The organism is Synechocystis sp. PCC 6714, assembly GCF_000478825.2.
In the GTDB taxonomy this organism is placed as follows: Bacteria; Cyanobacteriota; Cyanobacteriia; order Cyanobacteriales; family Microcystaceae; genus Synechocystis.
In genome coordinates, this window is record NZ_CP007544.1 from 1 (window position 1) to 12773 (window position 12773).

The 12773-nt window shown below is 44.9% G+C and carries 13 protein-coding genes and 1 pseudogene; 6 read left to right on the forward strand and 8 right to left on the reverse strand.

Translation table 11 applies throughout. The annotated features are described in order from the left end of the window. Positions 1 to 196 precede the first annotated feature (196 nt). Both D082_RS16500 and D082_RS16505 read right to left on the reverse strand, forming a co-directional pair. Positions 197 to 1147, reverse strand: a complete 951-nt coding sequence (locus tag D082_RS16500; RefSeq protein ID WP_051738961.1) for a bestrophin family protein — start codon at positions 1145 to 1147, stop codon at positions 197 to 199. A 60-nt stretch (positions 1148 to 1207) separates the two neighbouring features. Then, on the reverse strand, positions 1208 to 1474 hold the full coding sequence (locus D082_RS16505; RefSeq protein WP_028949118.1) for a hypothetical protein: 267 nt from the start codon (positions 1472 to 1474) through the stop codon (positions 1208 to 1210). A 340-nt stretch (positions 1475 to 1814) separates the two neighbouring features. On the opposite strand from D082_RS16505, the gene D082_RS16510 reads away from it, so the two are divergent. The 6 genes from D082_RS16510 (at position 1815) to D082_RS16535 (ending at position 5735) form a co-directional block, all read left to right on the forward strand. Next, positions 1815 to 2063: a hypothetical protein gene (locus D082_RS16510; protein WP_040122996.1), complete on the forward strand. Its 249-nt coding sequence runs from the start codon at positions 1815 to 1817 to the stop codon at positions 2061 to 2063. An 88-nt stretch (positions 2064 to 2151) separates the two neighbouring features. Beyond that, positions 2152 to 2727: a hypothetical protein gene (locus tag D082_RS16515; RefSeq protein ID WP_040122997.1), complete on the forward strand. Its 576-nt coding sequence runs from the start codon at positions 2152 to 2154 to the stop codon at positions 2725 to 2727. Next, entirely contained in the window at positions 2667 to 3212 is a 546-nt protein-coding gene (locus D082_RS16520) for an ATP-binding protein (RefSeq protein WP_238546923.1), read from the forward strand. The genes D082_RS16515 and D082_RS16520 overlap by 61 nt, the downstream gene beginning before the upstream one ends. Before the next feature lie 308 nt (positions 3213 to 3520). After that, positions 3521 to 4345, forward strand: coding sequence for an alpha/beta fold hydrolase (locus D082_RS16525; protein ID WP_028946588.1), 825 nt, complete (start codon positions 3521 to 3523; stop codon positions 4343 to 4345). A 120-nt stretch (positions 4346 to 4465) separates the two neighbouring features. Then, on the forward strand, positions 4466 to 5215 hold the full coding sequence (locus D082_RS16530; protein WP_028946587.1) for a glucose 1-dehydrogenase: 750 nt from the start codon (positions 4466 to 4468) through the stop codon (positions 5213 to 5215). Between the two features lie 58 nt (positions 5216 to 5273). Further along, the gene (locus D082_RS16535) at positions 5274 to 5735 is read left to right on the forward strand and encodes a DUF4126 family protein (protein ID WP_028946586.1); all 462 of its coding nucleotides are present in this window, start codon (positions 5274 to 5276) and stop codon (positions 5733 to 5735) included. A 203-nt stretch (positions 5736 to 5938) separates the two neighbouring features. Here D082_RS16535 and D082_RS16540 read toward each other — a convergent pair whose 3' ends face one another. The 6 genes and pseudogenes from D082_RS16540 to D082_RS16565 form a co-directional block, all read right to left on the reverse strand. Continuing rightward, positions 5939 to 6916, reverse strand: a complete 978-nt coding sequence (locus D082_RS16540) for a DNA-processing protein DprA (RefSeq protein WP_028946585.1) — start codon at positions 6914 to 6916, stop codon at positions 5939 to 5941. An 11-nt stretch (positions 6917 to 6927) separates the two neighbouring features. Next, positions 6928 to 7539 (reverse strand): hypothetical protein, encoded by a 612-nt coding sequence (locus tag D082_RS16545; protein WP_028946584.1) that lies wholly within the window; start codon positions 7537 to 7539, stop codon positions 6928 to 6930. A gap of 13 nt (positions 7540 to 7552) precedes the next feature. Next, positions 7553 to 8155, reverse strand: a complete 603-nt coding sequence (locus tag D082_RS16550) for an HAD hydrolase-like protein (RefSeq protein WP_028946583.1) — start codon at positions 8153 to 8155, stop codon at positions 7553 to 7555. 532 nt (positions 8156 to 8687) lie between these two features. Continuing rightward, complete coding sequence (locus D082_RS16555) at positions 8688 to 9509, reverse strand: Abi family protein (protein ID WP_238546924.1); 822 nt, start codon at positions 9507 to 9509, stop codon at positions 8688 to 8690. 461 nt (positions 9510 to 9970) lie between these two features. Next, positions 9971 to 10384, reverse strand: a pseudogene (locus D082_RS16560) (Rpn family recombination-promoting nuclease/putative transposase); the annotation flags it as partial. 81 nt (positions 10385 to 10465) lie between these two features. Further along, positions 10466 to 12709: a TIGR03032 family protein gene (locus D082_RS16565; RefSeq protein WP_051738962.1), complete on the reverse strand. Its 2244-nt coding sequence runs from the start codon at positions 12707 to 12709 to the stop codon at positions 10466 to 10468. Positions 12710 to 12773 lie beyond the last annotated feature (64 nt).

Here is a 12773-nt window from a genome sequence, read left to right on the forward strand (position 1 = left end):
CGTGGAATTTTTCCAACTCTCCATCGCTCAACACAAATTATTGCTAATTATTCTCAGTTGATAAATCCTGAAATCTATCACCATGCCCTAAATCGCCTAATATGGGTCTTTGCTGAAGAAAATGATGTATATCAGGTGAAAAGCAAAATACAAAGCTTACAGACGATTCTCAGTGGTGTATTTTGTACTGATTTAACTATGAAATAAAATCATTGCCATGGGATACTTGATGCCAAGGCGGTAGCTGGATTAAGTCATCAAGATTAGCTTGCATTGTTTGACAGATTTGATCCAATGGCAGATCGTTGGCATCCTGGCCAAAAGGATTTTCAATCTCCACACCAATTTCCTCAATGCCAAAGACAGTGAAAGCGATAATGCCCACAACAAAAGCAGTAGCCCAGTGGAGGGTGTTGACCATCTGGAAAGGGGTAATAAAGCAATAGAGGAAAATTAACTGGCGCAAATGAATAGCGTAGGCCAGGGGAATGGGAGTCTTCAAAATCCGTTCACAACTGCCCAACACATCAACCATGCTATCTACCAAACGCAACATGGCAGTCAGTTGATAGGCGTTAATATTTTTCTGGTTATATTCCTGTTGTAAATAGTTACTAATCCAAAAGGCAATTTCCAGTGGTGGGTTATTCAAGTCTTCAAGTTGGCGGTAACCGGATTCCGGTAAGAGGGCCCAGATTTCTTGATTTAATGGTTCAGAACGGAGATGTAATTTGGTTGCCACAGCAAAAGCGACCAAAAGGTGCAAAATTTTAATTTTGTCGTTGTGGGCATCGGGGGTAGGTGTCGCCACAGAAACCCAAATACCACGGGATAGGTTACGAATGGTATTTACCAAGGTTCCCCAAGCTTTTCGTCCCTCCCAGAAGCGTTCATAGGCAGTATTTGTCCGAAATACCAACAGTAAACCCAACACAATACTCGGCACAATGCTTTCCTGGAGAGGAATAGAAAATTCATAACCCCGCCAATCGACAATACTTACCCCCAGAGAAAAAGCCATACAGATTAAAACCCTAGAGGCGATCGCCGGAATAACTGACCCCTGCCAGCAAAAGAGAATATCTGTCCAGACCCGATGGGAACGATGCTGAGGGATAGGGGGGTTAAAAATACCAAGGAATTTCATTAATTTTCAATAGGTGGAGAGAGTTACCGACTCTCCTTTTCTATTTTCCAGAGTAAAGGCTTAGGGCCTACCCCACTCAAGCCAGCGAATTAATAGTTTTCCCTCCCGGTGGTGAACAATTACCGACACAGCTTCGGCAAAATCTTCCCCGGCTTTTTCAATGGAGCCAGAACCATAGCTAATCATTTCTTCCACCGTTTGCCGTAGGGTTTGGGGTGAATATTGCTGCTGAAGTTCCGGGACTAACAAAGTGTAAGCAGTGTCGTAATCAGCCTGGGTTAAATAATTTCCAAATCCTTGGGCTAAGTCAATGGCTAGGTTAATCATTGTTGATGTCCAAACTGGTAGAGGTACAGCATTATAAACACAGTTTTAGCCCCCTAACCGTAACTGGAGTTGGTAGAGATCGCCAACTTTAAAACCCCTAGTAAAAATTATTGGGGTCGATTTATCTAGCTAAAACTTCCTACTGAGATTGATAAATATCGTTACATTTTAGCCCCCACTTAATAGCATCCCCAATAATCAGCTCAGCAGTTAACTAGGATTGTCAGAGCGTTAGTGGACAAATTAAGGAAACTTTAAAGAAAGTTAAATTTTCTAATCTTTGTGGTCATTTCTCTTTAGCTATTGGACAATATAAATTATTAATTTTAAGGAGTTCACTATGGAATTTAACTCCCACGACTGGCCTACCCATAAACAAGGTGAAGTTGTCCGCCAACTAATACTGGATGCGTTGGACAGTCCAAAGACTAAGGAAGAATTGTCCAGTTTGTGCAATAAGAGCGTTAGACAAATCACTAGACATTTGCAACGTTTGTCCAGCGAAAATAAGATTTTGTCCAATGGCAAAGGGCAATTTGTCCGGCGGATTACCGCTGGATTTTTACTCCTTTACGTTGGACAAATTTAGTCCAGCGTTGGACTTGACAGAAAAAAATTGTCATATAGAATCCCCTAAACGACAAGTTCCACAAAAAAATATTTGGGAGATTTAAAAAATGTCCATCGCTGGAAAGTCCAAAGGTGACGTTGTACAACAACTGGAAAAGTCCTACGGGGTAGCCCGGACAACAGTGTTCAATCGGCTGAAATATTTAGGCTATTCGTTGGACAAAGTTGATGATTTGTTCAGTTTGTCCGATGAACAAATGGCTGAACTTGATAACCTCCACCGCTGGATAAGTGATGGAGGCAGAATGGCCGATTATCCCAAACCAGGGCAATTGGCCACGGTTAACGAAATGGAACTAGAACAATATGGGGAAGTGATTAATTTTGATGCCCTAGAAGGGGACGAGGAACTGGGTCACGCTGAACTGATTCGAGCCGCCCAAAATCAAGCCGCTGGTATCTTAATTGCCCAGAATTTACTAACCGCTGAAATCCTGAAAAATCCCCAGTATCTACCCCAGGATTTATTAGCCCAGGTGGAACAGTCCAAGGTGGCGATCTCGCAGAGATCCGCTACGCGGCGCGCCCCAAAGCCCCAGAATCCGTTGGTGGTGGCTTCGGAATGGATTACCAAGGCAAAGAGTTACCAGAAGAATCAGAATCAGGAACCATTGGCGGCCTAGAAGATTATGTCCAGCCCCAGGGGAACAACTGTTATCGGCAACCGGAAATGGATGGTCTGCTTAATTCCCTCTATTCTGCTCGGTCGGTGCTAGTCACCTCTGGGGAAGGCATGGGCAAAACCTACTTGGTGCGCCGGGTCTGGGAACGGTTGTTAGCAGAGGGGGTGGTGTGCGAATACTTTGAACCCGCAACACCCAAGACGGTCTTAATGGCGATCGCCGACATGGCCGGGGTCGATATTAAAAATCTGGAAGGACGGAGCAAAACGGTGGAAGTGCTTAAGCAGGAGTTAATCCAATGGTTCAGCGTTAATCGGGCGGTGTTGATCTTTGACGATGCCCATTACCTGGAAGTGAAGTTTCGGCTTTGGCTCAAGAAGCTCAAGGATGTGGGGGTTCCCATTCTGTTGGCGGCCACCAATCCCCCCCGCACTGACCTGTTTATTTATGTGCCCCGCATCGAACTCAAGCCCCTCGCGGAATAAGTAGGGTTTGGTTGGCGATCAGATATAAATAGGGTAATATGCCAAAAGTTTCCACATATCGTTACTTTAAAGGGTGTTATACAGAAAGTTTCCGTATAATCAATAGTTAGCCTGGTTAAGTATCCATGGCAAGTGAAACATTAAGATTAATTTTTATTGTTAGGGTTTCGTCTCAAGTCAGCCTATTATGTCCACAAAGAAAAGAGCGATCACGCTAAATAAAAGTTAATCCACGAACGCATCAAAAACCCATAAATCAAGCTCACAAGCATTTCTTCATTACGTAGCACAACCAAGGAAAGAGAAACATGAGCACCATCACTACCAAAGACGGTACGGAAATTTACTACAAAGACTGGGGTTCTGGGCAACCGATCACGTTCAGCCACGGCTGGCCCTTGAGTGCGGACGCTTGGGAATCGCAGATGTTTTTTCTTGCCTCCCATGGCTACCGCTGTATTGCACACGATCGTCGTGGTCATGGACGATCAAGCCAACCATGGAATGGCAATGATATGGACACCTATGCTGACGATTTAGCAGAACTCTTCGAGGCTCTAGACCTAAAGGATGTGGTGATGATCGGTCACTCGACGGGTGGTGGAGAAGTGGCGCGTTTTATCGGACGACACGGCACTCAAAGGGTATCCAAGGCGGTGTTGATGGGGGCAGTGCCGCCGCTCATGCTCAAAACGGAGGCAAATCCGGGGGGGCTTCCCATTGAGGTCTTTGATGGCTTTCGCGCCGCATTTTTGGCTGATCGATCACAGTTCTTTCTGGATGTAGCAAGTGGTCCATTCTTTGGTTTCAATCGACCTGGTGCTAAAGTCTCCCAAGGACTGGTCTATTCATGGTGGATGCAAGGCATGATGGCTGGACATAAAAACGCCTATGATTGCATCAAGGCATTTTCGGAAACAGATTTCACTGAGGATTTGAAGAAGTTCGATGTGCCAACGCTGATTATTCATGGCGATGACGATCAGATCGTACCGATAGGTGCTTCCGCTCTACTGTCTGCGAAGCTTGTCAAGAATTCAATCTTAAAGATCTATCCCGGTGGATCGCACAGCCTAGGTGACATGAGTAGGGAACAGCTCAATGCCGACTTGCTAGAATTCGTTAAGTCCTGATGCTAAAGCGCTTACGTAATAAATTAAATTACTGTCAAAGATTCTGAATTGATGGTTCTCGTCAGTTTGTACCCGTTTCGGGTAGACCGTTCAAACTTAATACACACAACACTTACAATCGTGAAAAAACTGGACGGAAAAGTTGCAGTCGTCACAGGGGCATCTAAAGGAATCGGTGCCGAGATCGCCAAACATCTAGCAGGCGAAGGTGCAGCCGTGGTTGTCAACTACACATCGAGCAAAGAAGGAGCCGATCGCGTGGTTGACGAGATTGTCAGCACAGGTGGAAAGGCGATCGCCGTGCAGGCAAATGTTGCCAAAAAAGCAGAGATTCAACAGCTTTTTGCTGAGACGAAACAAGCCTTTGGCAAGCTCAATATCCTGGTCAATAATGCAGGCATCTACGAATTTTCTCCGCTTGAAGGCATCACAGAAGAGCATTTCTACAAGCAATTTGATCTGAATGTGCTGGGTTTGCTTTTGACCTCACAACAGGCAGTAAAGTCCTTTGGTGAAGAGGGCGGTAGCATTGTCAACATTAGTTCAATTGTTAGCACTCTGACACCCGCAAACAGCTTGGTCTATAACGCCACCAAAGCGGCAGTCGATGCCATTACGAAGTCACTCGCCAAAGAGTTGGGTTCACGCAATATTCGCGTTAACTCCATCAATCCTGGCATGGTAGAAACGGAAGGTGCTCGTACAGCAGGAATTACCGAAAGCGAAGGTCGCCGACAGGTTGAAGCGATAACTCCCCTCGGTCGAATCGGACAGCCGCAGGACATCGCCCCTGCTGTCGTCTTCTTGGCGTCTTCCGATTCAGCCTGGATCACTGGCGAAACGCTGTACATCACAGGTGGTCTTTATTAGTTAGAACGGCATTGAGTTGTTTGTCAATGAAGGGATAGGACAAATCCAAATAGGTGCGATGGTTTATTTCTTTGCTCTGATTATCGGTATTATTGCGGGTCTGCGCGCCATGACTGCACCCGCTGCTATGAGTTGGGCGGCCTATTTGGGTTACCTCAATCTTGGTGAGGGCTGGCTCGCTTTTATGGGTTACCGCTTCACGCCATGGATTCTCACCGTACTGGCACTGGGCGAATTTGTGACAGATCAGCTACCTTTCACGCCCAGTCGCAAAGTACCGGTTCAGTTTGGGGCTCGCCTGGTCAGTGGTGCACTCTCGGGAGCCATGGTAGGGAGCGATGGCGGCACGCTCTGGGGTGGGTTGGTAGCAGGCATTGTCGGTGCGGTGATTGGCACGTTAGGTGGTTCAGCGGTGCGTTCTCGACTCGCCACTGCTTTTGGTCGTGACCTACCGGCGGCCCTGATCGAAGATGCCATCGCCATCATCGGCGCAATTGCAGTGCTGGGTATGTTGCGATGATTTGATTCAGTCCTTTGATGCCCTGATTATTGGTACCGCTCATCTTGCCCACCGCGCGTAGACTATGGTGTGATTGTGATGATCGCGGGGGTGATCGCCAATAAAGCTGGGGTTTGGGCTAATGGGGATGCGGAACGCCCTTGGGATTGGCGGAGAAAGAATAAGTAAGGATTGGTTGGCGATCGGAATATTGACGCATATACTCATTCAAATAGATTTTTTTGTACCCAGGTTTTGGCTGGCAATTCAGAAGGTACAGACAGAATTTTCTTCAAAGATTCCTCCATGTTATCTTTGCTAATAACAATTACCGTATTGTCTTCTTTAAGAAGTTGTCTATTTAAATCGTATTTAGAATTATTAGCATTTAAAACAAAATCATACATAATAGCTCTAGGAATTGAGTAGCTTAGAGCATAATTCATTGCGTATCTTGATCCGCTATCATTTCCCAAGCTATTTTCTGCATAACTAGCCGATAAAATAACACAATCACTAAACAATGCCTGTAAACGATTACGTTCGACATATCTACTATTCAACTGCTTCTTAGAATTAGCTTTTTCATAGTATTCGGAAATTAACAGTCCGTTTTTTTTGACAATTTCTTCCGCTAGCATTTCGTTGCTCTTAGGCAAAATACTGTTGATCGGGCTGGGAAGTATTGCTATGGTTTTACCATTAGACATAAGGGCCTCTTGATGTGCTACTGAGTCGCAGCCTAATGCAAGTCCACTTAAAATTGTAACGCCGTGATTTACAAGAGTGGAAACAACTTTTCTTTCAAATAATTCAGTATCTTTATCTGGATCAAGAAGTCCGATCACAGCAACATTTTTATTTTGTTTTTCCAAAAGACTTAAGTTGCCACGATAGAAAAGTACAATTGGCTTTTCACTATTTTTAACTACTCCCCGATGTAAAGGAAAGCTTAAATCTCCAATTGCCGTAACACCATCAACGACTCCTCGCAACTTCTCAAATTGACGACATATGATTTGTTTCCTTTCTTCAAATTCAGGAACCGATATCGTACATTCCTCTTTTATACTTTGATTTAATAAATTTACCAATTCATCGATAAGTTCATTGCCTTTGATGTTTTTTACAATCCAGGCTTTGCCAATACCTCTATAGGTTTTAGCAGTCAAAATATTCAGTACATTATCTGTAAATTGCATGATTTCAACCTTTATAAAACTCTTGCAACCGCATAGAAGATTACTGTATTTGTGCCCATCTCAATTAAGGCATTGATAACATCTTCATCTATGTTTACTCGTGGCGTATATATATCATCAATAAGCAAAATGTTCCGCCCTTCAACATTCGGTGAAATTTCACAGGTTTCTCGCGTAATTCCTGGGTATGGTAATGGCCCATCATTTATGTAATTAGGAATCGGGTTGCGAAGGTGTGTAGTCATAGTATTGACATTACGACGTATAAAGTCCGTTCCATCAACAAGCCCATCAACCTGCCGAACAACTTCCTGTACTGTAATCTTAAAAAGTCTTTGTTTTATATGATAATTATCTTCGGCTTTTGCCCTAGGTACAACACAAACAGTTATAGCATCAAAACCTAATAACTCGGGTATCTGCGGAAGATCCTCTTGTAAAACGCTTCGTAATTCTTGTACAGCAGATGATAATTTACGCTCCGAGAAATCGTTGAAAGTGTTTTTCAGGACATTCAAATAATCGGGATTTCCTGGATTTCCCATACGAGTATAGTTAACATGGTAGAATGAATTCACATTAATATTTAAATAATCATTAGCTAAAATTTGAAATTGCATCATAATGCTCTTCCCCTTAAGTTAAACGTATATTGATATTGTTTTTTGGTATTCCTGCAAGTACTGCTTTTTTAATTTCAAGAATTTCATTCTCAAACACAAGTACAGCATTTGGATCGACCTTCATCAAAGTCAAAGCGTATGCATACTTACATTGTAACCCTGACTCTAGCACATCCTCCTGATAAATTAAGCGGACGAAGTAATCTAAAATATTATGATACTGCAATGTTTCAATAGCTCTACTTTGTCTAGAGTTTGTCACTAAAATAGACTGAATCATGGGGTTGCACCTTCGTATGAAATTAGCCAGATCATTATTTAATCTAGTTTTCGGAAGGTAATCACGGAAATACTTAGCTTTGAGAGCCACAATATTTTCGAGCTGATGCTCAGTGAGACTCGGGATGCATTTTTGTAAACTTTCTCTGTTAAGCCTTTTCAGATGATCAAATTCAATATCATACTTTTTTTGTGTTACCTCGATAAGCGCACGACTATAAGCTAGATAGTTTGCATAGTCAGTATCGATCAAAGTTCCATCCATATCGCAGAAAATGCTATATCCAACAGGAACTTCATCGCCAATGTTATTCCCTTTGTGAATCACAATATTCATTTCATCAATTCATCTCACACATAATTATATACTATATAAAAACCTCCTTACATGATCTAGAAATAGAATAATCGTAGGAAAATTTAGATACAGCACCCCAAGTTAAGGTAATCGCTGACTAATATATTCCAAGGAAAACGCTAAAGTTTAATCAGCCTCTTAGAGGCTACCAACTGTCTGAAAGTAAAGAGCAAGAATTCATAATTCTTTACAAAACTCTCAAATCTTAAGTGATCGCCAGAAATTACCAGGGGATAAGGTTTAAAACTTGGTATTTGGAGATCCAGAAAACAAGCCAGATATGGTTCCCGGCACTTTATGGTCGTCGTCCCTCCCTTTTTTTACTGCCTCCCCACCCCCCTAACCCCCCGAGTGTGGGAACCGGAATTGACTTCGGCTAAAAATTACTGGAGGTTCACTGGCGAACTCCTAGCACAAATAGAACAAACAGGAGGAAAGCAACGGATGAATTTGGTAACAGTTAGAATTGTTGAAATATTGTTCCTCCTGAATGAAAAAAGTAGATTACCTCCTATCTCTGCCAAATCTGCCGACTCTCCCAATCATTAGGAAATCCCATTGCAGATAAGGACTGAGGACAAGTATAAATTAAACCCTTTAATTCCTTACCCCATTTATGACTTGGTGCAACCTGATCCATAAGATAAAGTAAAATCACTAAGGTATTGTAAATATTGCGTGAATTGCTTACAAAATCATTGCTTAAAGGTTGTCTAGAACTCGTAATTAAGATAGGGACAACTGTAAATTCTCTATTCCATAGACGGGAGTGATGGGCGCAGGTATTCCGAATCATTGCAAGGTGGTGTAACCAAGATTCAAGAAAATTTGCTCGAAGGTTATAGGTGGTGGCGATCGCCGCTTTTGTGCCAGCAAATCGAATCGTTTTAAACCATCGAGATAATAATCCAAAAGACATCACTTCACAAACAACCCAAACAGGGGGTAACGATTCAGTATAAGTCTGTTGAAAATGCTGGACAAAATCTTCTTCAGAACGATTAACTTCTCTCATTAAATCATTTAAGTTCCGTTGCCAAAAACGACGATCAAATAAGTTTTGATCAAGATGAGCATGGGAACCATGAAGATGTGCCAAATGATAGGCCCATTGGCTACGAATAGAGACTTCAATTCGTTCTATAGCATCAAGTATCAGTAAGCGAAACTCTCTGTCAAAAATGTATAAATCTAGAACATCCTGAAATCGAGTCCCTTCCCGAAACTGATGGGATGTTGAGTCTGTCTCAAAAAATAGCCAATAAGCCCTTAATCGATAATAGTTTAGATGTTTTAAGTAAAATTTTGCTTGCTCATGATCCTCGATGAGCATCCTCCTTGACTTTAGTAAACTCACTTGTTCATCAAGAGTTTTGGGCAGTTTTGAGAAAGGTCGTGACATCCACCCCGAAAGAGAGTAACCCGCCTATTTGAGGATGTTTACACACTAGCCTTGGCGGGTTTTGTTAGCTAGATCGTAGCGTGTCATCTGTCAGCAGTCAATCAAAATATCAATGGCGATCGCCAGTATAATCTCTAGTCCTTTGATCCTTATGTTGGGGGCCATCAATTTAGAGGATGAGGCACTTGCCCTAATGGAAGATGAGGAAATCTACCTCGACCCGACCATTAAGGTATTGAGCGGACATTGGAGTTCCAGGGAATAACAACCCCATACATTGGACGAAAGATAATAGCTCAAAAATTACTAGGGGTTAATGGGACGACCTGTAGGAGATCTCTAGGCGATCGCCAAAATATTCACCACGCACCAACCGATAGCTCTCTCAAGTTCTAGTTATTTTGGTTAGCGACAAACCGATTAACCAGTTCAACATCAATATCTAACTCCTTGGCAATTTCGGCAATTGTAAGACCTAATTTCTTGAGCAGGGGTATGGTTTCTAGTTTCGCCTCCAGCCTACCTTCTAGTTTGCCCTCCAATTTTCCTTCCAACCGACCCTCCAGTTTCCCGGCAATTTTACCTTCCTCTAAAATTTCTTGATAGACTGCGGATTCCTTCATAATTTCACTCCTTAAAATTGTCTTGATCAGCTCAGGGGCCAGCAGAATTCCTCCAAAAACCGAGGTTGCTGTCATGAGATTTGCCTTAACTCGATTATCCTCAATCTGATCTAGTGCAGTCGCCACTTCCCTCAATTTTAATGCCGGGTCAGAGGTCTGCGTCAATACCGCTAGGGGCAATAGCCATGCTAGCAACCACGCGGCATAGTCTTCAGAAAAGGATTCAGCCAGAAATTTGCAGAGATTGTCAAACATAGCTGAATTTTACTGGCGATCGCCAATGGTTGTGACCCCTATAGTTGCCAGGCTATTGGATACCCGTTGGATAACCTCGGGCCAATCCCCTGGGGTTGATTGTCGGAACAAGCGCATCGTTGGATACCAGGGAGAATCCTCCCGCTCTAGGAGCCAGCGCCAATGGGGATTATCGCTGAGTAGCGTCCAGACAGTTTTTCCCAGTGCCCCGGCCAGATGAGCCAGAGGAGAGTCCACCGTAATTACGAGATCAAGGCAATCAACCAGCGCGGCGGCGTCGCCGTAATCCCCGAGGTGAGAAGCCAGATCCAGCAAGGGTGATTCAGAGGAAAGGCTCTCAAGCCCGACAGCACTGTCCCCGGTCTGGAGGCTATAAAACTGACAGTCGGGCGTTTTCAGTAGGGGTAAAAAATCTCTGAGAGAACTATTTTGGACGGCGTCCGAGCTACCAGACCAGGCTAATCCCACCTGCAAATTCCGGCTTTGTTTTAGCGGTTTTAAAAACTCACCCAGTGCCGTCCGACGAGGAGCCTGGAGATAGGGGACGGAGTAGGGAATGGTCTCTAGAGTGGTTTGGAAAATTGAGGGCAAACTCGTCAAGGCGCAATGGACGTCAAAGTCCTTGAGGGAGATTTCCCCGGCCTGCCGTGGCTGAATGGCTCTAGTCATACCTTCCAGAAGGGTCTTTAGATAGGGGCTACAGACGAAAATAATTTGATGACATAGTTGCGCCGCCAGGGGAAGATAACGCAGGAATTGAATCGCCTCCCCGGCATCTGATTCGGCGTAAATGAGCAGTGTTTGCTCTGGGAGCGTCTCCCCAGCCCAGAAGGGTTTCGGCGCCGCAAAGGGAGTGAAGCCCTTCGTTCGCCAGCGCCATTCCCATTCTGTCCACCCCCGCGGCCAGTCTCCGAGCCGCAGTAACATTAAGCCCAAATGATAGTGCGCCTCAACATGACCCGCTTCATTGGCGGTCACGATCGCCAATTCCTGGGCTGCTTCCCCGTAGCGCCCTAAATGGCCACAAGTCACCCCCAGACCATAACGAGCGGGGAGATATGTGGGGTCTAGTTCTAGGCATTTTTGAAAAGCGCCGACAGCTTCCGCAAATTTACCGGCTTCGTAGAGGCGATTACCGCGAACAAAATAGGTTTCCGCAAACTCCCAATCTCCGGCGGGTTGCACCGCGTTGGCCAGCGCCACCTGGGGCAACACATAAGACTGGGCTAACAATTCAGGCTCCCAGGCAAGGACTTCAGGAAACCTCGTTTCTGGCAGGACGCAAACGGCAAAAATTTCCTGTACCCCTTCCTCAAATTTCAAAAAGGCGAGGGTCTTCCCCCGCTCAATGTCCACAATCCAAACACCGCAAATGCGTTCTGAGAGGGTTTGGGTGAGGGGTAGACCGCTAAAGACTGCGGATTCCCGAATTTGGGACAGACCGACGAAGGCTAAATTGCCGTAAAAATCTAAGCCCCTGGTAAATCCCGGCATCTGGGCTACTGTCACTAGTTCCGTACTAACGGGATCTAAGTAGGATAAAGTACCCTTGCCGGACTCCAACAACCAAAGGCGATTTTGATGCCAACGGGGAGAATGGGGCATGGAGAGACCCCGGCGCAAAATGGTATTGCTCTCAATATCCATTACAATCCCGCCGTTCGCTTTGTTCCGGCGCCAGCCACCAGGGTCATCAGTTTCACCTAGGGCGGTCACGTATCGGGGTCGTCTATCCCGAAGTCCTAAACCATTGAGGTGGCATCGGTCTCGTAGGTCATAGGCGCTGATAAAGGGGGGGCGCCATTGGGGCACGAAACTATGCTCCCGATCCAGAGTGCATAAGCAGGAAAATCGGGTGTTAATAAACCATAATTCGTCATCGACCCAGGCCATTTCGTGGATATCAATATCGCCGGTGACGCGAATCTCTCGCGGTAAAAAGCAGGCGTCGTGCTTGCTGGCCGGGGAGAGCCGTTGGGCGGCGCCGATGTTGTTGCGTAGTTTCCAGATGGCTGTCGCGGCGCCAATCGCTAACTCCCCGCCCCGGACGGCAACGCCCATGGGTTTTTGAAAGGCTTGAAAATGGGTGTTTACTACTCCGTCGTCGGCCCGGAGGACGATCAGTTTACCCGCTTGATAGGTGGACACGACAAGAGAAATCCCCAGTTGTTGGAGAATTTCAAAGAAGGTACTAGTATGAATACTACGCAAGGATTGATCTGGATTGGCGTTAGGCTCTGGGGAGAAATTCATTGGGTTCTGAGTCGTCTCCTAGGGGGCGGTCTGTAAAAATCGTCGCTAGCCGTTGGGGCGCAAA